We start from the raw sequence: 21,084 nt of genomic DNA, 5'->3' as shown, positions 1-21,084 counted from the left end.
AGGCCGCTGTCCCCTCATCGTGGGGGAAGGGTCGCCGGGCCTCAACGGGGCGCAATCGGGGGCTGTCGTTCCGCCGGCACCGGTCCTTACTGGCGTACGTGTGAGCGAATCTTCACGCTATGCGGTGAACCAGATGGTATTCGCGGGTTGATGCGTAAAGGTCGGGCACGCGCAGAGTGCAGATTCCCGGGCGCGGAGTGCCCACGGCAGAGCGCCCGGCCGACATTCACCAACGCCGCGCTCTGCAAACGTGGCGCGGCTCCGACGAAAGGGGACGAGAACATGGCGACTGACGCTTCTACCGGGCTACAAGGGATCGACCCCGGCGTCTGGGAGCAACTGGCCCGGAACATCAACGACCTGAAGGCGGAAGGAGATCCCGGCACGACCGCCGAGGAGCTGAAGCGGGACTACATCGCGGAGGCTCAGGCCTTCGAGGACAAGGGCGTGGAAGCCCCCGAGGTCACCAAGCTCTTGTCCGGTGAGGCCGACAAGTGGGAGCCCTGGGAGATCAGGATCATTGGCCCCATCAGCGTCTACGGCGGCGCCGAGTTCTCGTTCGGCAAGGACTGGGTACTGCGCGCGGAGGTAGGCATCAAGCTGTCCGGCAAGGTGATCTGGAAGGAGGGCTTCAACCTCAACTCCAAGTTGAACAGCATCAGCTGGGAGAAGAGCCTCGGAGTGGTCTGGGGCAAGTTGAGCGTGGGGATCCACGGCGAGAAGAAGTGCCTTCAGGTGAGCGGCGAGGCCTGCTACTGGTGGGGTAAGTGGCACTGTGCGGGCTTCAACGAAACAGTTGGGTGCTTCGGCTGACGCCGTCCCGCGCGGCTGGTGAGGGCCGGGGGCGCGGCTCGCGTCCTGCCCAGGAAGCCGTGCAGCCTCCACCCGAACCCATCACCATATGCGCGCATGCACGAGCACCGAAGGGCTCCTACCCCCGCCGCGGACGGGGTAGGAGCCCTTCTCCTCGGGTGCGCGACGTGCCCGGTCGATCATGTTCGTAGCCGAATCGGCCGGACGTGCCTGAGCGGGACCGATGGCTTCGCCCCAAAGGTGGAATTCCGCTCACCGTGAGACGCACGATCAGGCGACGTCGGGAGGCGGAGACACCGGCGTTCGCCGGTCATCCGGCCCCGTCTGGCTTCGCGGTCCACTCCTGAGCAGCGAGACTCACCGAGTCGACCAATCCCCGGAGAGGGGTCCGCAGATGCGACCATGGGCCGCATGAGCATTCCACGTGTCTACTTCGACCTGTCCGCCGACAGCCAAAAGATCGGTCGGGTCGTCATGGAACTGCGTGAAGACGTTGTCCCCAGGACCGCGCGCAACTTCCTGGAGTTGTCGACCGGACAGAACGGATTCGGCTACAAGGGTTCGACCTTCCACCGAGTCATCCCCAACTTCATGGCCCAGGGCGGGGATTTCACCAACCACAACGGTACGGGTGGCAAGAGCATCTACGGAGAAAAGTTCGAGGACGAGAACTTCGTTCTGAAGCACACCGGCCCCGGAATCCTGAGTATGGCCAACGCGGGGCCGAACACAAACGGCTCGCAGTTCTTCATCTGCACTGCAACGACCTCCTGGCTGGACGGCAAGCATGTCGTATTCGGCAGTGTGGTCGAGGGCTACGAGCACATCCGCAAGGTCGAGGCCTACGGCTCCGATTCGGGCAGGACTTCGAAAAAGATCGTCATCGACGATTGTGGCGCACTCTGAACCCCAGGAGTTGGTCCGGACGCTCATGTTGACTGCCGGCCTTCCCGCCACAGGCCAACGTCCGTTGCTGACCGACAGGAACGGCCGCAGCCGTTCCCACGCGGCGTCCGTCAGGTCACCCCGCCCCAGGGGCTTCCGTTTGGATCAATCGCGGGAGCGGGATGACGCCAGGCATGGCTTGCAACGAACCCTCCAGCCGCCCGTCGGACGACACCGCGCATGGCGTGATCGCGTGTCCCTGTTGCTTCCAGCAGACCCTGGAAGAACGGGCCAACTTCGAGATCTGCCCGGAGTGCGGCTGGGAGGACGACGGGCAGGATGACGCAGACGCACACGTCGTCCGGGGCGGGCCCAACGGCCACCGGATCTCGGTCGTCGCTGGTCCTCGACGCGGCGGAGAAGATCCACTCCGCCCCGCACGGCGGAAGATCAGGACGTGCGATCCGACCCGGAAAAGCAAAGAACCCCACCGGAGTGGGGTCCCAGCTGGTGTCCGAGGGGGGACTTGAACCCCCACGCCCGATAAAGGGCACTAGCACCTCAAGCTAGCGCGTCTGCCATTCCGCCACCCGGACCAGGTGTTGTCTCCGCGAGGTGTTCCCCCGCAGCGGCACGGCCAACAATACCAAGGTTTCGGAGTGCCTTTCAGCAGGTCAGTGAGGCACGGCCGCCCCGGGGCGGGTGAGAACCCCGGGGCGGACCGACCGGTCTCAGTCCCGTGCCTCCGCCGACACCGGCTTCGGGATCAGGAACGATGCCGCGAGCGCGGCGCCCAGGATGGCGACGCCCGCGATCATGCCGGAGGTGTAGCCGGTGGACGAGGTCGCGTCCGTGGGAGCCGTGGCCGTCTTGACCGCGTAGAGGAGCGCGAAGCTGAGGCCCGCGCCGAGGTTGAAGGCGCCCGCGTTGAGGCCCGGGAGGAAGCCCGGGTTGTCCGTCGGGGAGTGGACGATGCCGAGGCCGTTGAGGACGATGTTCGCCACGCCCGCGTAGGTGATGCCCACGAGGATCGACGCCGCCAGCAGCATGACGCGCGAGTGGGCCGGGATCGTGAGGATCATCAGGACGACCGAGGCCGCGGCGCCGACGAGGCCGAGGCGCAGGACGCGGCCGTAGCCGAAGGTGGCGGCGAGGCGGCCGGCGAGGGGGCCCATGGCCAGGCCCGCGAGGGCGTAGGGCGTCAGGGTCCACCACGCGGACTGCTCGGCGGTCATACCGAGGCCCGCCTCGGCGTCCTGGGCGAACGCCGGGATCAGGCCGTTCATGACGGCGAACACGCCCGTCATGGTGAGCACGGTGGTCAGCAGGGTCGCCCAGGTGGCGCGCCGGCGCAGGTGACCGGTGGCGACCAGCGGGTGGGGCGTGCGGTCCTCGGTCCGCCAGAACAGGGCGAAGGCGACGGCGGCGACGGCCACGAGCCCGCCGACCAGGAGCCAGTTCGCGGCGGCGAGCTTGCCGGCCTCGTTCAGGGCGATGAGCAGCGAGCCGACGGAGACGACGAGGAGTGCGACGCCCCGCCAGTCCATGCGGCTCGCGGCGGGGACCTTGGACTCGGGGGTCAGGGTGGCGACGAGGACGGTGGCGACGACCGCCACGACGGCCATCGACCAGAAGACGGCCTCGAAGCCGTGGTTGTCGGCGAGGAAGCCGCCGGCCAGGGAGTCGACGCCGGCGATGCCGCCGTTGACCGCGGTGATCACGCCCAGCAGGGTGCCGTACCGCTTCGGCTCGGTGATCTCGACCCGCAGCATGATCAGGCAGAGCGGGACGGTCGGGCCGGAGACGCCCTGGATGACACGGCCGACGAAGAGCATCGGCACGCTCGTCGCCAGCGCGGCGACCACGCAGCCGACCGCCATGAGCACGAGCATTCCGGCCAGTACCTTCCGGCGGCCGATGACATCGCCGAGGCGCGGCAGGAAGAGCGAGAACAGGGCGGCGGAGGTGAAGAACGCCGTCTGCGTGAGGCCGATCTCCGCGGAGTCGGCACCGAGGCTGTCCTCGATGCTCTTCAGTGCGGGGCTGAGCATGCTCGCGTTGAGCTGGAAGGCGATGCAGGCGGTGAGGAGCGCGGTGACCAGTACGGCCACCCGGGTGGGGCGCCCGCCCGTCGAACCGGTGGGCTGATCGTCGGTCTTGCGGTCAGTGAGGGAAACGTTCATGCCTCGGGGATCTCTGGGAGCGCAGCACAGCGGCTGCTGCCGGGGCGGGGCCTTGGGCACCGCGTCCGGTCGAACGGCAATATCTCTGGGCTGCCGGCCGACCCTCGGGCACGCCTCGGGTCACACCGCCTCCCAAACACAGAAAAACCCCAGCAAAAGCTGGGGTCTCTACTGGTGTCCGAGGGGGGACTTGAACCCCCACGCCCGATAAAGGGCACTAGCACCTCAAGCTAGCGCGTCTGCCATTCCGCCACCCGGACCGGGTGTGCGTCCCGCAGGTGTTCCCCGCGGCGACATGGATAACAATACCAAGGTTTCGGAGTGCCTTTCACCTGGGTATTCCCCAGGGGGCATAAGGTCCTTTTATGGGCAAAGAGGGACACTTCGCCCCGCCGAGGAGCGCACCGCGGCGGCCGCGGGCCTTGTCGCCGTTGCGGGAGCACCTGCGGGACACGTTCTGGTTCACACCGACCGTGGGGCTGGTGGCGGCGGGGCTGCTGGCCGCCGGGGTGCTGGAGCTGGACCGGCTGCTGATCGAGGTGCTGCAGGAGGAGCAGGACTACGACACCGTCGAGTCGCTGATCGCCGTCGCCGACGACACCAAGACGATCGTCACGACCGTGGGCTCGGCGATGCTGACCTTCATCGGTGTCGTGTTCTCCATCTCACTCGTCGCGCTCCAGATGGCCAGTGGGCAGTTCTCACCGCGCGTCGTACGGCTCTACGTCCGCAGCAGGATCACCAAGAGCACGTTCGCGGTGTTCCTGGCGACGTTCCTGTTCGCGTTGCTGGTGCAGGCGTCGTACGAGGGCGAAACCGATCCCCGCGCGGTGGAGACGGTGCCGTTCGTCTCCAGCGTCGTCTGCGTGTGCATGGTGCTGGTGAGCCTGGTGCTCTTCATCGCGTATGTGAACTCCACCCTGCGGCTGATGCGGGTCGGCCATGTCGTCGATCGGATCACCTGGGAGTCCTTCCGGGTGCTGGCCCGGCTCGGGACGGTGCACAGCGGGGCCGTACCGCTGCCGGGGGCCACGGCCGAGATCGCGTATCCGGGGCGGGCGGGGGTGCTGCGGGATGTGAACATCGCCCGTCTGGTGCGGGTGGCGCGACGGCACGGGGTGGTGCTGCGGCTGATCCCCCGGATCGGGGACTTCGTGGTGCCGGGGACGCCCTTGCTGGCCGTGCACGGCGGGGGCGGGGTGCCGCCGCAGCGGATGCTGCGGTACACCGTCTCCGTCGGGGTCGAGCGGACCTTCCACCAGGATCTGGCGTTCGGGCTGCGGCAGCTGTCGGACATCGCGCTGCGGGCCCTGTCCCCCGCGGTCAACGACCCGACGACCGCCGTGCAGTGCCTGGACCGGATCACCCAGTTCCTGGCCGCGATGGCCGCCCGGCCGCTGGGGGCGCTGCACCACAGTGACGGGAAGGGCGTCGTACGGCTGGTGCAGGACCTGCCCGGGTGGACGGGCCTCGTCGACCTCGGCTTCACCGAGATCCGCGGCTGCGCGATCGGCAATCCGCAGGTCACCCGGCGATTGATGGCCTCGCTGGACGATCTGTGGCGGCTGGCCCCCGAGGACCGGCGGCCACCGCTCGAGCGGCACCGCGCGCTCCTGGAACGGGCCGTGGAGCGCACGGTGCCGGAGGCCGCCGACCGGGAGTTCTCGCTGCTGCCGGACCGTCAGGGCATCGGATGATCCCGGCCCGCCCACGAGCCCGGGCCGGCCCGGCTACCGCCTCGGCATCAGGTGGTATTCCGGGAAGTTCCCCGGCAGCCGCTCCTCCGCCGCGCGCGGGCCGTCCGTCACCGCCCGGACCAGCAGTTCCCCGCCCACGAACGCCCCGCGCCACGACGCCCCGAAGCCGCCGAACAGCTCGTCGCGGTCACCGCGCGAGCGCGGCTTGCCCCGGCCGACCTTGAAGGCGCGGATCTGTGGGGCCAGCCGCTCGTACGCCGCCTCGTCGTCCGTGGAGAGCGAGGCGACGAGGGCGCCGTTGCTGGCGTTCATGGCGGCGAGGAGCTCGGCCTCGGTGTCCACGAGGACGATCGTGTCGACCGGCCCGAACGGTTCGGCGTGGTGCAGCGGCGAGGACGGGGGCGGGTTGAGGAGGGCCACGGGGGCCACGTAGGCGGAGAGGTCCTGGCCGGGCAGGAAACGGCCGTCGGCCAGGTCGCCCCGGTGCAGGGGGATCGCGCCCCGGTCGATGGCCTCCGCCACCTGGTCGGTCAGCTCCTTGGCCTTGGCGGCGTTGATGAGGGGGCCGAAGTCCGGCTCCGGCAGGGCGTCCGCGGGGTCGGCGACCGCCAGCGGATGGCCGGGGGTGACCGACCGCACCGCCGGGAGGTAGACCGCGAGGAAGTCCGCGAACGCCGACCGCTGGACCACGAAGCGCGGGTACGCCGTGCAGCGCTGCTTGCCGTAGTCGAAGGTCTTGCGGATCTGCGGGGCCAGCGCGTCCCAGCCGGTGAAGTTCCACACGCCCCAGGTGTTGAGGCCCTCCTGTTCCAGGATGTGGCGCTTGCCCAGGTCCGCGAGCGCCGTGGCGACCCGCGCGCCGGTGTCGCGGCCGCCGACGAACGAGACGCAGCCGATCTCCGGGGAGCGCACCAGCGCCTCCGACAGCTCGGCGCCGCTGCCGCTGACCAGGGTCACCGGCAGCCCCTCGCGGGCCGCGAGGGCGCAGGCGAGGGTCAGGCAGGCCAGCCCGCCGTCGGTGGGGGTCTTCGCGATGACCGCGTTGCCCGCGAGGGCCTGGACGAGCATGGCGTGGACGAGCACGCTCATCGGGTAGTTCCAGCTGGCGATGTTGCTGACCGGGCCGGGCAGCGGCACCCGGCCGGCGATCATGGGGTCGATGCCCTCCACGTACCAGCGGACGCCGTCGATGGCCCGGTCCACGTCCGCACGGGCCGTCCGCCACGGCTTGCCGATCTCCCAGACGAGGAGGAGGGCGAGCAGGTCGCGGTGCTCGGTGAGCGCGTCGAGGGTGGCGGCCACCCGGGCCTTGCGTTCGGCGAGCGAGACCTCGCGCCAGGCGCGGTGCTGGTCGAGGGAGGCCCGTACGGCGTGCCGGGCGGTGGCCCTCTCCATGCGGGGCGGGCCGGCGATGGGGGTGCCGTCGACGGGGGTCGTGGCGGGCAGCGGCCGGCCGTCGGCCTGCCAGGTGCCGTTCCACAGGTTCAGGACGCGCTCACCCCGGAACGCCTCGGGGGCGAGCGCCAGGCAGCGCTGCCAGGCGGTGGCCCATTCGGTGCCGGGCTTGAGCAGGAGGGGGCCGGGGGTCCGGGGGGAGTTGCCAGAGATGACTGCCATCGGTGTCTCCGCTCTCGTGCACGGGGGCTCCCCTGCCGGAGGCAAGGGGAGCGCGGGGCGGGGAAGTGGCGCGGTCGTGCCGTACTACAGACGGTTCTCCTTGGGCATTACCGAACGGTAGCCACGTGGCGGGCCGCCCGCCGGGCCCCCGCGTCGGATGAGGCCCACGTCACTCCGCGGGCAACCTGCCGGGGCGCGGCCGACCGGGGGCGCGGCGCACGGGGACAATGAGCCGTCCACCGCCGCCACCAGCACCGGGACTGATCGACATGGGACGGGTCACCGCACAACGCCGCGTCATCCGCATTCGCGAGGGGGCCGTCAGCACCCGGCCCGACACCCTCGTGGCCGAGGAGCCGCTGGAGATCCGGCTGAACGGCAAGCCGCTCGCGATCACCATGCGCACCCCCGGCGACGACTTCGCGCTCGCGGCGGGCTTCCTGGTCAGCGAGGGCGTCCTCGGCAGCGCCGAGGAGCTGGCGAACATCGTCTACTGCGCGGGCGCGACGGAGGACGGTGCGAACACCTACAACGTCGTGGACGTCCGGCTCGCGCCCGGAGTGCCCGTACCGGACATCAGCCTGGAACGGAACGTCTACACCACGTCCTCCTGCGGCCTGTGCGGCAAGGCCAGCCTGGACGCCGTACGGACCACCGCGCGCTGGCCGATCACCGACGGGCCGACGCCGATGCGGCTGGAACCCGCCCTGCTCGCGGTTCTGCCCGACCGGCTTCGGGAGGCACAGCGGGTCTTCGACCGCACCGGCGGGCTGCACGCGGCGGCGCTCTTCTCGCGGGACGGCGAACTCCTGGACGTCCGTGAGGACGTGGGCCGGCACAACGCGGTCGACAAGCTCGTCGGCCGCGCCCTCCAGCAGGGGCTGCTGCCGCTCTCCGACGTGCTCCTCCTCGTCTCCGGCCGGGCCTCCTTCGAACTGGTCCAGAAGGCCGTCATGGCCGGAATCCCCGTTCTCGCCGCCGTGTCGGCGCCGTCCTCGCTCGCCGTCGACCTGGCGGCGGAGACCGGCATGACCCTGGTCGGCTTTCTGCGCGGCTCCTCGATGAATGTCTACGCCGGGGAGCAGCGCGTTGCCCTAGGGTGAAAGCCGCCTGACGCACGGGGCCGGAGTGGGGGGACGACACATGGCACCACGGCAGTTGCCGCCGTTACCGCAGTACCGCGTCGACGCGGTGACGCGTCGGATGTGCGCCACGACGCACATCGACGAGGACTTCACCGACGAGGTGCTGTTCGAGTTCACGGCGGACCGGCTCAAGGCCGTGGGGCTGCCGCTGGGCATCAATCTCGTCGCCCTCGTGCGGCACGCGCTGGCGGCCCGGGAGCGTGCCGTGGCCCGGGACCGCACGCTGTCGCTGCTGCTGGCCGGGGCGGTGGCCGCGGTCGTGGGGATCTCCGTCTCGCTGGGCAACGGCTCCCCGCCGGCCGCCGTGGGGTGCCTCCTCGTGCTGCTCGCGGTCGTGGTGGCCGCGTGGGTGGTGGCGTGCCGGGCCATGTTCCAGGCGCGCCGGGCAGCGTTGGAGGTGTATCGCGGCACCACCGAGCCCGAGAAGCTGGCGCCGCCCGCGCCGCGGGAGACGGAGGACTACCTCAAGGCGCTGCGCCGGGCCAACGTCGTGCCGTACGACACGGAGGCGGAGTCCGCCAACCCCTTCGTCGGCAGCGGGCAGAAGATCAAAGAGGTGGTGTGGGCGCCGATCGACGTGGGGCGGCCGGCCGAATCACCCTCCGGCGGGAAACTGGCCATCAAGCCGTTCGACGCCGTCAGTCTCCACACCTATGTGGCGAAGGAGATGGCGAACATCGTCGGCCTGGAGCGGTTGCGCGCGCAGAACCGGCTCTACATCCGGGGGTTGAACGTCCCGCACCTCGGCACCGATCTGCTGCCGGATCCCCTCAAGCGCCCCCTCCCCCGCATCCCTCCGCCGCTGGTGCAGTCCGCCGTGGTGCGGTCGGGGGCGGGGATGCGCGCGTATCTGAGCCTGGAGATGGTGGGCGAGGGCGGCAATGTGGTGGTGTCGATGCATCTGCGGGCACGGCTGCTGGATCCGAGGCTGTCGTGGGAGGTGGCCGCGTATGTGCTGGCGCCGACGAAGTCCCGGTTCCACGCGGTGGCTTATCTGCCGCTGGGCGGCTTCGAGCAGTGGTGGGCCGTCGTGCGGGAGCCGTCCTCCAACCCGCTGCGCGCCCTGTGGGGCGCCCCGGGCCGGGCACGGGACCGGCGGAGGGCCTCGCACCAGTACGAACGGGACCTGGAGAAGGTGCGCCGGCAGATCACCAAGTACCACGCCGCCTACGACTACGGGGCGTTGAACAGCCTGCGGGAGCGGGCGTCGGACTGGAACGCCATGGGTCACTCGGAGCGCACGGACGCGCAGGACATCTTCCAGCGGCTCCAGCAGGGTGTGCTGATCGCCACCGAGCGCTTCCTTCGCGACCACAACGTCGACACCGGTGACTTCGACCGCGCCCAGCAGGTCATCACCACCCAGACGTACAACATCTCGGGCGACATCACGGGCCCGAGCAATTTCGGCAACCACGGTCAGATCAACGCGTACGGGCAGCAGCAGGGCGCGGGCCAGCAGCAGGGCGGCGGCGCGCACCCGTGAGCGCGCCGGACGACCACCCCGCACAGCCACTCGGAGGGAATCGATGAGTACGTACAACTTCCACGGCAACATCTCGGGGCCGGGCAACTACGGCGACAACGGGAAGATCGAGATGCACTACGGCCAGTCGCCCGCCGATGCCCTGCGGCTGGCCGGTGAGTTGGTGCGGCAGTTGCGTGCCGAGAGCCCGGCGCTGGCCGGTGAGGCGGAACTGTTGCGGGGCGAGCTGGTGCGGGCGGACGAGGAGGGGCGGCCCGCCGACCGGGGGCGGCTGCGGGAGTGGCTGGAGCTGATCTCGGTGGGGGCCGCGGCCGGGAGCGGCTCGTTCGCCCTGGCCCAGGAGCTGGGGCGCGCCCTGGGCATGTGACCTTCGCCTGGTCGGCGGATCGTCGGCTGCGGGGCCGTTGTGCCGCCTGCGGCGGCGAGTGCCCTGCGGGCGCGTCCTCAAACGCCGGACGGGCTGGATGTGGCTGAGCTCAGCCGTTCAAGCCCGTCCTCAATCGCCCGGACGGGCTTGAAAAACCCTAATCCCCCCGGACGACCGCCTCCGCGCCCGCGAGGTTCACCGTGAGGCCGGAGCGCAGCGGCAGGGTCTGGCCCGGGGCGACCGTCTGTGAGGTGCCGTCGGTGCGGCGTGCGGTCCACGCCGCGTCCGAGCGGTTCGCCAGGCCGAACTTCCCCGGCTTCTTGGGGTGTTCGGTCAGCTCGGCCACCAGGGTGGCGTCGGTGTAGTCGTGCCGGGGCGGCTCGGCCCGCACATGGTGGGCGTGGAGCCGGGCGGCGTGGCCGAGGCGGACGTGCCGTTCGGTGCGCGGCGGCGGCGTGGTGATGACCAGCCGTGGCGGCAGCAGCAGGGTCCGTCCGCAGGACCAGCAGGCGCGGGCGGTGGCCGAGCGCGGCTCGGTCATGTTCTGACGGCCGCAGGACGCGCAGACGACGATCGTGTCGCGCACCTCGCTCAGGGCGTCCCGCCACTGGGACTCGCGGACCCGCCGGGAGGCGTCGCGCAGTCCCTCGGTGAAGTTCTGGATGAAGAGCTTCCGCAGGGCCGGGGGCGCGGCGGCCCAGGTGGCGAGGACGGTGCCCTGTTCGGTGGGGTCGGGGGCGTTGCGGTGGTCGTCGGGGTCGAAGATGAACAGCGGGCTCTTGCCGTAGAGCTTGCGTTCGGCGGCCTCGTCCAGGCAGCGGATGGCGAGTTCCGCCTTGCCCTTGAGCGGGTGGTGGTTCATCAGCAGCATGAAGAGCAGGACGGACAGGGAGTGCAGGTCCGTCTGGGTGCCGGGGATGGCGCCGCTGTCGCCGCGGACGAGTTCGGGGGCCATGAACTCCATCGTGCCGGAGATGCCGCTCGCCTCGCCCTCGACCACCGCGTTGTCGTTGTCGCAGACCAGGACGTCGCCGGTGGCGGGGTCGAAGAAGATGTTGCCCCAGGAGATGTCGCGGTAGGCGATGCCCCGGGAGTGCAGCGCCTGGTACGCCTCGACCATGTGCAGCCCGGCGGTGACGAGCGCCTGGGGGGTGGTGCGCAGCCGACGGCGGAACAGCGCGGGCAGGCCCTTGAAGCGGTCGGGGCGTACGTCCATGAGGTAGCCGAAGCCGTCGCCCCGGCCGGTGACGAACGACTGGGGCCACAGGAAGCGGTCGTCGTCGAAGTCCCGGCCGACGAGCTCCTCGACGATCTTGCGCTGTTCCGCCGTGGCGCAGGCCGGGTAGTACCACTTGAGCGCCTTCTCGCCCTGATCGGTCGAGACGCGGTAGACCTCGCCCTGGCCGCCGGCGCCCAGCATCCCGGTGACGACGGCTTCGTGGCCGTCGTCGATGGTGAGCCGGGCGCCGTTGTCGAGCATGCCGGACATCAATTCTCCGTTTCGTGAGGGTGTGGTGCGTCCTGCGGATGTGCGCTCTCCGGCGGTGCGGCGTGCGGGGGCGGCGGCTCCCGCCGGAGCCGCTCCCGCGGGTCCCCGTTCCCGGCGTTCTCATCCGCGTTCTCGTCCGTACTGTCCGCCGGTGGCCGCCAGGCGGCGACGACGGTGGTGTCGTCGCCCGAGTACCCTCCGGCGTGGGCGAGCCAGCCCGGCAGGGCCTCGCGGATCGCGTCGGCCCCCACGGTGTCCAGCCGTTCGCCCAGTTCGCGGACGAACTGGACGAACCCCTCCTGGGCCGCGAAGCTCTTCGACAGTCCGTCCGTGGAGAGCGTGACGCAGCGCGGCATCCGGTCGGGGTCCGCGACGGGCGCCCAGTGCACCCGCATCAGCTCCCACGCCCGGGGCGCGCACAGCGACTCCGTCTCGTCCCCGAGCTCCGGCTCGGCCGGGGCGAGCGGCGCGCCGACCGAGCCGTCGGCCTCGACGACCATGAGGTCGCCGTCCCCGAGCTGCCAGGCGGCGAAGAGGCCGGGCACGAGGACGGCGCCCAGCAGCGTCGTGCCGTACGGGCGGAAGGCCTTGCTGTCGTCGGTCGCGTCGGCCGGCGGGTGGTCGCGCAGATGCCGACGGACCTCTTCCTGCCAGTCGCGCACGATCTCCCGGGGCAGCCAGTGGCCGGCCGCGTGACGCAGCCGGCGGAGGTCCTCCGGCGCCCGCGCCCGCTCGGCGAACGCCCGGCCGCACCGGATGAAGACGTCGACGGCGAACCGCGCGCCGAGATGACTGCGGGTGTAGGCGGCCGAGCCGTGCCCGTCGGCGACGGCGAGGACGAGGGTGTCGTCAGCCGGGGCGTCGGTCTCGTACCAGTCCTGATTGCGGGCCTTGGCGGGGCCCTGGACGCTGCCCCGCAGGATTTCCCAGTGCGGCACGCTCACCACACGGCGTCGTCATCGTCGTCGTCGAGCGTGGGCGGCGCGAACGCGGGCCCGGGGGCCTTGGTGAGACCGCCGGCGACGGGCTGCGAGGCGGCCTTCACCGCGGCGGTCGAGGCCCAGCGGATCGCCGCCGCCAGCTGCTTGGGGCTGTTCGCGTCGAGAACGGGCAGCTCGGGGTTGCCGAGGAATTCCTGCAGCACGCCCCGGTCGGCGTCCTGGCCGATGGCGATGGCCACGCGTACGGCCTTCTTGCCCCAGGGCGTCGCGTCGATGGCCTTGAGGCCCGTCCGCCACTCGTCGAGGGGCTGGCCGTCCGACACCAGGGCCAGCACGGGCTTGAGCGCCCGCTGCGGCATGGGCGGCGTCTCCAGCTCGCGGGCGGCGAGGGCGAGCGCCGCGCCCAGGTTGGTTCCGCCGTCGACCTGGACGTCCTGCCAGGTGAAGTCGTCGATGGAGACGGGGACGGGCGTGTGCCACTGCGCCGTGGTGGAGAAGGTCATGACCCGCACCAGCAGTTGGGCCGCCGGGTTGTCGTGGGCGACCGACCGCATCTCCGGGATCGCTTCCCGGATCGCGTAGTTGAGCTGCCCGATCTTCTCCCCGGACATGGAGTACGAGCAGTCGAGGATCCAGATGAAGTGAACCGGGCGGTTCTCCATCGGGCCTCCGGGAATGTCGCTCACGTCGATATCACCCTCCGTTCAGCATGAGCAGGACGATGGCCACGGCCGCGCCACCCACCATGGCGGACGCGGCGACGAACAGGCCCAGGACGACGCGGCGTTGCCGCGCGGTATGGGTGGGCACCCCGGTGGGTGCGCGGGTGGATGCGGGTGTCACCTGGGGTGGTCTCCCTCGTCGTTCCAGACAGCGTCGACCCTAACCGGGTCTGTGGGGCCCGTCAGCGTTTTCCCGCCCCACGGGCCTCGGCGACCTCGGCCGCGAGCAACTTCCTTACGGGAAGTCCCGTTTGTGACAGCAGCCAGAGGACCGGCTCGGCCGCCCGGCGCTGTTCACCGCTCTGCGCGTCCGCTCCCGTGGCGGCGTGGGCGCTGACCGCCCAGTAGCGGGTGCGGCCGAAGCTGTGGTCGAGGCCGCGCACCAGATTGCCCAGCCCGATGCTCTCCAGCCAGGAGTCGATGCGCGGACCGGGCACGGGCAGGGAGACCAGCTGGTCGAGGACGTCCCGCTTGGTCACCACCGTGGCGACGGGGGTGCGCCGGCGCCGGCCGGTCAGTGCCTGCATCTCCCCCGCCAGCCGGTCGTACGTGGCGGTGGGGCCCTCCGGGGAGGGGCGGGCGGAGACCGCCCGTGGCGCGTCGTCGCCGCCCAGCCGGGCGCGCACCCCGGGCTCGGCCAGCGCGTCCACGACCATGACGACCCCGGTGGCGTGCGCGAGGTACTGCTGTTCGCGGACCGTCTTCGCGTCCCGCAGCGTCTCGCCCATCGGGTCGTACAGATACAGCAGCCGACGGCGCCGTCCGCGGGAGACCCGCAGCATGAAGGCCCGTGGCTGCCGGGCGGTGGTGGCGTAGGCGAAGCCGTCGCCGGCCAGCTGCCGGTCGAGCGCGTCGAGCTCCCGCGCGTCCTCGACGGTGGCGAACTCCACCTCCAGCGAACCGCGCCGGTCCCAGGAGCGCAGCCCGGCGACCATGGCCGCCAGCAGCATCGTCTTGCCCGACGACGTGCCGCCGACGATCGGCACGTGGACGATCCGCGCGGCGGCCAGCTTCCGGGGCAGCCGCTCGTCGCAGTGCGGGCAGTGCCCGGTCAGGGCGTCGCGGCCGGCCGGAAGGCTGGTGGCGAGCTTCCGGCCGCACGCGCAGATCCGCCACAGGGCGCCGAAGCGGCCCGGGCGCAGGCGGGCGTGGGAGGCACCGCAGTCCGGGCAGTGGTAGACCGGCAGGGCGATCGGCCGGTAGCAGCCGGGGTAGGGGCACTTCATACGGACGCCGCGGGCGAGCAGCCCGGCTCTTTCCACGGCCCGCGCGGCGAGGGCGGTCGCGGCGAGGGCCGCGCACACCACGGCGACCAGCAGGGCGAGCATCAGCAGTATGACCGCGAACAGTCCGGCGGTGCAGGCCGCGCCGAGGGCCGCGCCCACGGCGACGCCCAGGCCGGTCAGCCACAGGACGCAGCGGGTGAAGCCGTTCACCCCCCGGGAGCCGCCCGGGCGGCGGCCGTGCAGCAGATTGCGCGTGATCCGGCCGTACCACTCCTTGGTCAGGGTGTGTTCGACGGCGCGGGCTCCGCTGCGCGAGGCGGAGCCGATGTCCTTCCACACCTGGCGGAACCAGTACGAGAAGTGGGCCGGTTCGCCCGCCGTGCCGGGCCGCTCGAGGCGCGGGTCGGGGACGCCGGGCTGCCACGGCCCCAGGCAGCGGCCGGTCGTGCTGAGGGCGCGCCAGAGGAACTCCGGTGCGGTGCGCAGGAAGACGGCGAGGACGCAGAGTTGGAACGGTCCGCCCAGTAAGTAGGTCATCGGCCGTGCTCCTCACCGGGGCGTTCGATGTCTCCCGGCCCGTAGGCGGGTCCGGGGGCCCGGCCGCCGCGGCCGCGCCAGCGGCCGCCGAGCCTGCCGAGCACGCCGGGCCGGTGCCAGTCCCCGAACGCCTCGGCCCAGCCGCCTCCTCGTCGTCGCAGGCTCTCCAGGAGGGCGTCGACGTCCTCGGCGGGCATCCGGCGTACGACGGGCTTCAGCACGGAGGACAGCAGTTCGGTGCGGGTCCGCTCCCAGAGGGGGTCGGCTCCGGAGGCGGTGTGCCAGGCGACGAAGCAGGCGGCCGCGTACGACGGGGAGCGGCGCAGCGCGCTGCCGACGCCGTCACCGCGGGCCCGCTCGGTGTAGGTGCGCAGCAGCATCTCGTCGCCGGAGTGGATGAGGGCTCGCAGTTCGCCGGGGGGCTGTCGTTCGGCCAGCAGCCGGTCGGCGAGGGCCCTGCCGAGTCGTTCCTCGATGCCGGGTTCGAGGGGGGCCGCCTGGGGGCGTACGGCGAGCGCCCGTTCGGTGAACCCCGGCTGGGCTTCGCCGGTGGTCAGCTCGCCGGCCAGTTCGAGGAGGAGCAGCGCGGCCCGCTGCCGGGGGGCGAGGGCGCTCGCGCAGTGGACGAGCAGGGCTTTGGCGAGGTCGGGTGCCTCCCGGTCGTCGGGGGCGCTGTCCAGGGCGGCCTGGATGAACACCTCGTCGAGGCCCGCCGCGCGGTGCCAGGCCGCGGGGAGCTGGGCGAGCAGGGTGCCCGCCTCCACGGGGCGCAGCGGGCGGTCGCCCTGGACGAGGCGGAAGGCGGCGCGCAGGACGGACGGTTCGGCCTGGTGCTCGGCGCCGGCGGCCTTCATGAGCGCGTCGAGCAGGGCCGGCCGGTCGGGGCGCAGCCGGCCGTCGGCCGTCAGGACGCCGAACTCGCGGGCCGTCCTGAGGTGGGGGTGACCGGTGAGGTCGGCGTCGGGCAGTGCGGCGAGGGCGTGGGAGACACGGCCCGGGTCGTCGGTCGCGGCGTGCTGGTCGAGGGCGTCGAGCACGGTGGCGGTGAGGGTGCCGTGCGGGGCGAGGGCGGTGCGCACGGCTTGGCGGTCCTCGGCGGTGCCGTCCAGCAGGGCCGCGGTGAGGCGGGCGGTGAGGGCGGGCCCGGCGCCGCCGTAGGTGGCGCGGAGTGCGTCGGCGAGGCCGAGCAGGGCGAGGAGCGGGCCGAGGGGGCTGTCGGGGGCGGCCGCCGCCCGGTCGAGTGCGTCGTGCAGGTCGCCCCGGAGGGGAGCGGTGGCCGTGTCGTCGGCCAGTCGGGAGAATTCCTCGGCGAGCCCGGCGAGGGCCGTCCATTCCTCGGGGGTGCGGTCCGTGCCGCCGGCGGCGAGGGTGGTGAGCAGCGGCGGCCAGAGGGTGTCGTCGGACCCGGTGTGCTCGTGGGCGGCGCGGGCCGCGGCGGTGCGCCCGGTGGCGTCGAGGGTGATGCCGGCGCGGGCCGCGAGGACGGCCAGCAGCCCGGCGTCAGAGCCGGTGTCGTGGCCGGTCCGGGCCGCCTCGGCGAAGAGTTCGGGCCGGTCGGCCAGCCAGACGCGGGCGGCGACGGCCGCCCAGGGGTCCGGCTCCCGGCGGGCGGGGCTGGAGTGGCCTCCGGCGCAGTCGTGGACGCGGTAGCGGTGGTCGGCGGCGGCCCCGGCGAGGTCGAAGTCGGCGTCCGGGAGGGTGCCGACGATCTGCTGGCGGGCGAGCTGGGGCCGGCGGGTGTAGGTGGTGAAGGTGAGCCGGTCGGCCCGGTCGCGGGGCAGGACGGCGCTGGCGACGGCGATCCAGTGCGCGGTGTCGGCGCTGTCGCGTTCGACGACGAGGAGCTGCGGGGCGTCGGGGGTGTGCAGCAGGGCTCGTACGTCGGCGAGGAAGGGTTCGAGCCGGTCCGCGCGGGCGCGGCAGAAGCGGATCAGGCCGGCGCGGTCGACCCGCCGGGCGGGGGTCAGGGTCGTGAGCGGGCCGGGGTGGCGCTCGTCGGGGGTGCGGTCGGTCCACGACGGTGACTCCCACGCCTCGATGGGCAGCAGGCCGCCGGGCAGGGAGCCGTCCTCGGGCAGGCGGACGGCGTGGGCGTGGAAGTTGCCGTAGCGGCCGCTGTAGTCGGTGCCGGTGTAGACCGTCCGGCACAGCAGCCGGCTGCCGTCGGACAGCGCGTTGTGGCTGAAGGCGACGGGGAACACGGCGAGTTCGTCGCGGGTCGGGCGGCCGGGGGCGTCGCGCGGGGGTTCGTACCCCACCAGTTGCTCGACCTCCCCCAGCAGCGCGGTGGGCAGGGCGGCGCTGACGGCGGTGAAGCGGAAACCGGAGCCGTCCGGGCCGGGGGCGGCGGAGGTGTAGTGCAGCTGCGGCAGGTTCACGCGGCTCCCTTCTTGGCCTTGCGGACGGGCAGCAGGCCGCGGCGGGCCAGCAGCCACAGCAGGGGGTCCTCCACCCGGGTGGGCTGGGGGCCGGACTTGGGGGCGTCGGCGGGGGCGTCGGCCGGCGGCGGGGCGCCGAGCGCGGAGAGGCCGAAGAGGGCGACGTCGGAGAAGTCGCTGTCGAGCTGCCGGCACAGCGCCCCGCCGTCCCAGCCCTCCAGCAGCGAGCGCACCTCCTCGTGGACGACGGGGCGCTCGGCCTCGTCCAGGGCGCCGCCGTGGTGCGGGGCGTTGTGGTGCAGCGGCGACTGGGGGGAGAGCAGCGGGCGCAGCATGTCCGTCTTGGTGAGCGCCACGGCGATGGGGGTGGACAGGCGGCCGCGGGAGCCGGAGCGGCCGTGGCCGCGCAGTTGGGCGGCCACGTCGGCGGCGATCTGCTGGGGCGCGGTCTCCACCGGCGGCAGGGGCGGCCCGCCGGCGGAGCCCAGCTCTTCCCTGACGGGCGCCATCTGCAGCGGGTCGACCAGCAGGATGATGCCGTCGGCGGCGGCGAGGTAGGCGGTGTAGCGGTCCATGGCCTCGGCGTTGCGCAGGTCCTCGCCGGCGGCGTCGAAGAAGACGAGGGCGGTGTGCCGGCTGCCTTCGCCGAACCGGCCCCGGTGGGGCACGCTCAGCCGGTACAGCAGCGGGTCGTTGAAGCCCAGCGCGGCGGGCCGGGTGGCTTCGGGGAGCTGGAGCCGTTCGTAGAGTTCGGCGGCCATGTCCCGGTCGCGGCGCTGGGTGTCGCTGCCCATCGCGGCCAGCGACGCCCGGTAGGCGCCGCCGACGCGGTGTCTCAACTCGTTGACGAGCACGGCGACGTAGGTGCTCTTGCCGGTGGCCTTGGCGCCCACCAGGGCGATGATGCGGCTGTCCTGGTCGCAGTAGTCGCTGGGCAGGTCGCTGTGGCACTGCCGGCAGACCCGTACGGGGGTGGCGACGCCGCAGCCCGGGCAGTCGGCCCGCTTGGCGCCGATGCGGAAGGCGCGCGGCGGGTCGAAGACGGGGCCGCGCATCCGGGCCTGCGGGGCGACGGAGGCGCCTTTGAACTGGGCCCACACGTCGTCCCGTTCGGGGTCGCACTTGGTGCCGCCGCGGATGCCGGAGGCGGACATCAGACAGCGGTAGCCGAGCCGGCCGGACTGGCCACGGGTGAAGCAGTAGGGACAGATGACGGTCGTCATGTCAGCGCACCACCAGGTCCTTGTGCGGGGGTTCTTCGAGTCGTACGGCAGGGGCGTGCGGCCCGGTCAGGAAGGCTCGCAGGGTATACGGGCGGCGGACCCCCGCGTCGGCCACGGCGGCGTCGAGGTCGCACCGCACGGGCCCGGCGAGCAACTCCGCGCCGCTCAGGCGCAGTACGGGCGTGCCGTCCCGCTCGGTGCGCGGCGGGGCCGGTGCCTGGCGGGAGGTGCCTGCCGCGCGGGCGACCAGCACGAACCCGGGTAGTTCCGGGGCGGCTTCACCCGTTTCACCGGCCGGCCCGGCGGGTTCGGGGGTGTCGGCCTGGACGGTGACGCGGCGGCGTCGGGCGGTGAGGAAGCCGGGGCGGTCGAGCGCGTAGCCGATGGCCACGTCTGCGGGGAGGACGGTCTCGGCGCAGGCGGGCGGGAGGACGACGTCCGCGTCGGCGACCGCGAGGGGTTCGACGCGGAACCGCGCGGGCGCGCGGGTGAGGGCGAGGTGGAGGCCCTCGCGGAGGTAGGCGCTGCGGGTCAGCCGCCGCTCGTGGGCCTGGTCCGACTGCCACCAGCGGACGAGGACGCGGTCCGTGGCGCGCGGCCAGTCGAAGGTCAGCCGGGCGCGGGTGGGCTCGGTGCGGCGGGCCGTGAGCTCCGGCACGCCTTCGGGCACGTCGACGCGCACGCTGGGGCCCGCCACGACCCGGTCGCCGAGGACGGTGACGGCGGTGAGGCGGGTGGTGGCACCGGCCGGCGGGCGGTACGCGGCGCTCCCGGCCCGGGGCGCTCCGCACGGGGGCCAGGACAGCTCGGGCGGCAGGTCGGCGGCGGGCGTGCGCAGATCCTCGCCGGGCGGGGGCGGCGGGCCGGGCCAGTCGAGGAGCCGCACCTGTCCGCGGGCCCCACCGGTCCAGTCGACGTCCAGGACGCCGGGTTCCTCGCCCTGGCGTACGGTCAGGCCGGTCACAGGGTCGGGCCAGGGGTGGACGGTACGGTGGGCGGCCACCCCCGGGGAGCGGACCTCCCGGCCTGCGGCGGTGCGGTAGACGCAATGGATCCGGTAGCGGTGCTCGCCGGGCGGCAGGCCCCGGTCGGTGAATCCGTGCGGGCCGGCGGGCACGTCGGTGGCCGCGGGGTCCGGGCCGGTCCGTACGACGGTGACCCGGTGGGTGCCCGGCGGGGTCCGCCACTGGGCGTCGACGCGGGCCCGGCCGTCGGCCAGCGTCACGTCCGACACCTCGGGTGCGACGAGGACCTCGGCGCTGACGAGCGGTCTTCCCGCGATCCGGCCGCCGTCGAGCGGAAGGGCGGCGTAGCGGACGCGCTCGCCGAGCGGGGCGGCCCCGTCGACGATGTCGCCGCCGCCGCTGGTGGGCGTGGGGACGGTGAGTTCCGTCCACGCGTCGCGCCCCGCCGCGCCGCGCAGGAGCCGCCAGGTGCGGTGGTCCGGGGGCTGCTGGGGGTCGGCGGGCCGGCGCAGCCGGACGCCGTCCTGCCGGACCTCGGCGCGCAGGACGGTGGGGCGGCAGGTGCGCAGGAGGCCGTGGAGGGCGTCGGTGTCGTCCTCGGCGGTGAGCAGGGCGCGCAGGTAGTGGTCGGCCGCCGCATCCGTGGCGCCGCGGCGTTCCAGGGCGTGGGCTTCCCGGAGGAGGGCGTCGGTGCGGCGGGCCCGGGACGCGACGCGGGTCACCAGGTGGGCGAGACGCTGATCACCCGCCGGGGCGGGTGCCGTGGCGGGTACCTGCCGGGTGAGGGCGTGGGCCCGCCGGGTGTGTCCGGCCCGCCAGACGTCGAGCAGGGTCTCGGCCGCCGCGCGGGCGGCGGGCGTGGTCCGGGCCGCGCGGCGGGCGGCGTGGGCGAGGGCCGCGGCTTCGGCGGGGTCGACGCCGAGGGCCGTCGCCGCCTGGGCGCTGGGGCCGCGCGGGGTGTCGCGCAGCAGTTGGAGGAGTTGGTACAGGACGACCCGGCGCAGGCCCATGGGGTGCTCGGCGAGGGCGGCGTCGTAGTGGGCGAAGAGGGAGCGCACCGGCTCCGGCGCGCCCGCGCGCAGGGCCGCGTCGCGGGCCTCGGCCAGCAGGGCGCGGTCGACGTGTCTGCGGCGTCCGCCGCGGCCGGGGACGCGCAGCCCGTCCAGGATCTGGAAGTACGCGCCGGGGGCGCCGCCGGTGCTGCCGGGCGGCAGCAGCGCGTCGGCGGCGTGCCGGAATCCCGCGGCCCGTTCGGCGGCGCGGAGTTCGGCCCAGCCGGGCACGAGGGGGGAGAGCGGCATGTCCGGCAGGGCTTGTGGCAGCCCGAGGACATCCCCGAAGTCCCGACCCATTGCTCTCGCCCCCGTGCCCCGTGCCCCGTTCCGTGCGAAGTGACATCCCACCAGATCC

17 protein-coding genes and 2 tRNA genes are annotated in these 21,084 nt (G+C 73.0%); 7 read left to right on the top strand and 12 right to left on the bottom strand.

The features are described from left to right. Positions 1–282: 282 nt before the first annotated feature. The 3 genes from JO379_RS27900 (at position 283) to JO379_RS27890 (ending at position 2,228) form a co-directional block, all read left to right on the top strand. Complete coding sequence (locus tag JO379_RS27900; protein ID WP_130881419.1) at positions 283–813, top strand: hypothetical protein; 531 nt, start codon at positions 283–285, stop codon at positions 811–813. Positions 814–1,224: 411 nt separating this feature from the next. Beyond that, the gene (locus JO379_RS27895; RefSeq protein WP_130881420.1) at positions 1,225–1,719 is read left to right on the top strand and encodes a peptidylprolyl isomerase; all 495 of its coding nucleotides are present in this window, start codon (positions 1,225–1,227) and stop codon (positions 1,717–1,719) included. Between the two features lie 161 nt (positions 1,720–1,880). Further along, positions 1,881–2,228, top strand: a complete 348-nt coding sequence (locus JO379_RS27890; RefSeq protein WP_130881421.1) for a CPCC family cysteine-rich protein — start codon at positions 1,881–1,883, stop codon at positions 2,226–2,228. Here JO379_RS27890 and JO379_RS27885 read toward each other — a convergent pair. The 3 genes from JO379_RS27885 to JO379_RS27875 all read right to left on the bottom strand — a co-directional run bounded on the left by JO379_RS27885 (position 2,207) and on the right by JO379_RS27875 (position 4,141). Beyond that, positions 2,207–2,294, bottom strand: a tRNA-Leu gene (locus JO379_RS27885). The genes JO379_RS27890 and JO379_RS27885 overlap by 22 nt on opposite strands. Positions 2,295–2,429: 135 nt before the next feature. Further along, entirely contained in the window at positions 2,430–3,881 is a 1,452-nt protein-coding gene (gene uriT, locus JO379_RS27880) for a uridine transporter UriT (RefSeq protein WP_209517494.1), read from the bottom strand. Between the two features lie 172 nt (positions 3,882–4,053). Then, a tRNA-Leu gene (locus JO379_RS27875) sits at positions 4,054–4,141 on the bottom strand. 105 nt (positions 4,142–4,246) lie between these two features. Between JO379_RS27875 and JO379_RS27870 the strand changes: the two genes are divergently transcribed. Next, positions 4,247–5,578, top strand: coding sequence for a DUF2254 domain-containing protein (locus JO379_RS27870; protein ID WP_209517492.1), 1,332 nt, complete (start codon positions 4,247–4,249; stop codon positions 5,576–5,578). A 33-nt stretch (positions 5,579–5,611) separates the two neighbouring features. On the opposite strand, the gene JO379_RS27865 is transcribed toward JO379_RS27870, so the two are convergent. After that, entirely contained in the window at positions 5,612–7,195 is a 1,584-nt protein-coding gene (locus tag JO379_RS27865) for an aldehyde dehydrogenase family protein (protein WP_209517490.1), read from the bottom strand. 269 nt (positions 7,196–7,464) lie between these two features. Here JO379_RS27865 and fdhD point away from each other — a divergent pair, with 269 nt between their 5' ends. From fdhD to JO379_RS27850, 3 genes are read left to right on the top strand one after another with little or no spacing between them, the layout of a single operon-like run. Then, entirely contained in the window at positions 7,465–8,298 is an 834-nt protein-coding gene (gene fdhD / locus JO379_RS27860) for a formate dehydrogenase accessory sulfurtransferase FdhD (RefSeq protein WP_130881425.1), read from the top strand. Positions 8,299–8,338: 40 nt separating this feature from the next. Then, positions 8,339–9,826, top strand: coding sequence for an AbeC-like domain-containing protein (locus JO379_RS27855; protein WP_130881426.1), 1,488 nt, complete (start codon positions 8,339–8,341; stop codon positions 9,824–9,826). A 43-nt stretch (positions 9,827–9,869) separates the two neighbouring features. Then, positions 9,870–10,193: a hypothetical protein gene (locus tag JO379_RS27850; protein WP_130881427.1), complete on the top strand. Its 324-nt coding sequence runs from the start codon at positions 9,870–9,872 to the stop codon at positions 10,191–10,193. Between the two features lie 157 nt (positions 10,194–10,350). On the opposite strand, the gene JO379_RS27845 is transcribed toward JO379_RS27850, so the two are convergent. The 8 genes from JO379_RS27845 to JO379_RS27810 form a co-directional block, all read right to left on the bottom strand. Beyond that, positions 10,351–11,682 carry a protein kinase domain-containing protein gene (locus JO379_RS27845; RefSeq protein ID WP_130881428.1) on the bottom strand — a complete coding sequence of 444 codons (1,332 nt, stop codon included), beginning with the start codon at positions 11,680–11,682 and terminating at the stop codon, positions 10,351–10,353. Beyond that, positions 11,682–12,620 carry a PP2C family serine/threonine-protein phosphatase gene (locus JO379_RS27840; protein WP_242626405.1) on the bottom strand — a complete coding sequence of 313 codons (939 nt, stop codon included), beginning with the start codon at positions 12,618–12,620 and terminating at the stop codon, positions 11,682–11,684. Before JO379_RS27840 ends, JO379_RS27845 begins: the two co-directional genes overlap by 1 nt. A gap of 2 nt (positions 12,621–12,622) precedes the next feature. Further along, on the bottom strand, positions 12,623–13,285 hold the full coding sequence (locus tag JO379_RS27835; protein ID WP_130881929.1) for a vWA domain-containing protein: 663 nt from the start codon (positions 13,283–13,285) through the stop codon (positions 12,623–12,625). 31 nt (positions 13,286–13,316) lie between these two features. After that, entirely contained in the window at positions 13,317–13,466 is a 150-nt protein-coding gene (locus JO379_RS27830) for a hypothetical protein (RefSeq protein ID WP_165451675.1), read from the bottom strand. A gap of 61 nt (positions 13,467–13,527) precedes the next feature. Then, entirely contained in the window at positions 13,528–15,108 is a 1,581-nt protein-coding gene (locus JO379_RS27825; protein ID WP_209517489.1) for a TRAFAC clade GTPase domain-containing protein, read from the bottom strand. Beyond that, positions 15,105–17,486, bottom strand: coding sequence for a GTPase-associated protein 1-related protein (locus tag JO379_RS27820; protein ID WP_209517487.1), 2,382 nt, complete (start codon positions 17,484–17,486; stop codon positions 15,105–15,107). The genes JO379_RS27825 and JO379_RS27820 overlap by 4 nt, the downstream gene beginning before the upstream one ends. Next, on the bottom strand, positions 17,483–18,709 hold the full coding sequence (locus JO379_RS27815; protein ID WP_209517485.1) for a TRAFAC clade GTPase domain-containing protein: 1,227 nt from the start codon (positions 18,707–18,709) through the stop codon (positions 17,483–17,485). Before JO379_RS27815 ends, JO379_RS27820 begins: the two co-directional genes overlap by 4 nt. Before the next feature lies 1 nt (position 18,710). Continuing rightward, positions 18,711–20,975, bottom strand: a complete 2,265-nt coding sequence (locus tag JO379_RS27810) for a SaeA-related protein (protein ID WP_209517483.1) — start codon at positions 20,973–20,975, stop codon at positions 18,711–18,713. Between the last annotated feature and the right edge of the window lie 109 nt (positions 20,976–21,084).

The organism is Streptomyces syringium, assembly GCF_017876625.1.
Lineage (GTDB): Bacteria > Actinomycetota > Actinomycetes > Streptomycetales > Streptomycetaceae > Streptomyces > Streptomyces syringius.
Note: the sequence above shows the minus strand (reverse complement) of the source record. Positions and strands in the feature narration are given on the sequence as shown.

What these genes read in the sequence shown, in the direction of transcription:
- JO379_RS27900 (WP_130881419.1), top strand. Translation starts at nt 283, where the DNA reads ATGGCGACTGACGCTTCTACCGGGCTACAAGGGATCGACCCCGGCGTC.
- JO379_RS27895 (WP_130881420.1), top strand. Translation starts at nt 1,225, where the DNA reads ATGAGCATTCCACGTGTCTACTTCGACCTGTCCGCCGACAGCCAAAAG.
- JO379_RS27890 (WP_130881421.1), top strand. Translation starts at nt 1,881, where the DNA reads ATGACGCCAGGCATGGCTTGCAACGAACCCTCCAGCCGCCCGTCGGAC.
- uriT (WP_209517494.1), bottom strand. Translation starts at nt 3,881, where the DNA reads ATGAACGTTTCCCTCACTGACCGCAAGACCGACGATCAGCCCACCGGT.
- JO379_RS27870 (WP_209517492.1), top strand. Translation starts at nt 4,247, where the DNA reads ATGGGCAAAGAGGGACACTTCGCCCCGCCGAGGAGCGCACCGCGGCGG.
- JO379_RS27865 (WP_209517490.1), bottom strand. Translation starts at nt 7,195, where the DNA reads ATGGCAGTCATCTCTGGCAACTCCCCCCGGACCCCCGGCCCCCTCCTG.
- fdhD (WP_130881425.1), top strand. Translation starts at nt 7,465, where the DNA reads ATGGGACGGGTCACCGCACAACGCCGCGTCATCCGCATTCGCGAGGGG.
- JO379_RS27855 (WP_130881426.1), top strand. Translation starts at nt 8,339, where the DNA reads ATGGCACCACGGCAGTTGCCGCCGTTACCGCAGTACCGCGTCGACGCG.
- JO379_RS27850 (WP_130881427.1), top strand. Translation starts at nt 9,870, where the DNA reads ATGAGTACGTACAACTTCCACGGCAACATCTCGGGGCCGGGCAACTAC.
- JO379_RS27845 (WP_130881428.1), bottom strand. Translation starts at nt 11,682, where the DNA reads ATGTCCGGCATGCTCGACAACGGCGCCCGGCTCACCATCGACGACGGC.
- JO379_RS27835 (WP_130881929.1), bottom strand. Translation starts at nt 13,285, where the DNA reads ATGGAGAACCGCCCGGTTCACTTCATCTGGATCCTCGACTGCTCGTAC.
- JO379_RS27825 (WP_209517489.1), bottom strand. Translation starts at nt 15,108, where the DNA reads ATGACCTACTTACTGGGCGGACCGTTCCAACTCTGCGTCCTCGCCGTC.
- JO379_RS27815 (WP_209517485.1), bottom strand. Translation starts at nt 18,709, where the DNA reads ATGACGACCGTCATCTGTCCCTACTGCTTCACCCGTGGCCAGTCCGGC.
- JO379_RS27810 (WP_209517483.1), bottom strand. Translation starts at nt 20,975, where the DNA reads ATGCCGCTCTCCCCCCTCGTGCCCGGCTGGGCCGAACTCCGCGCCGCC.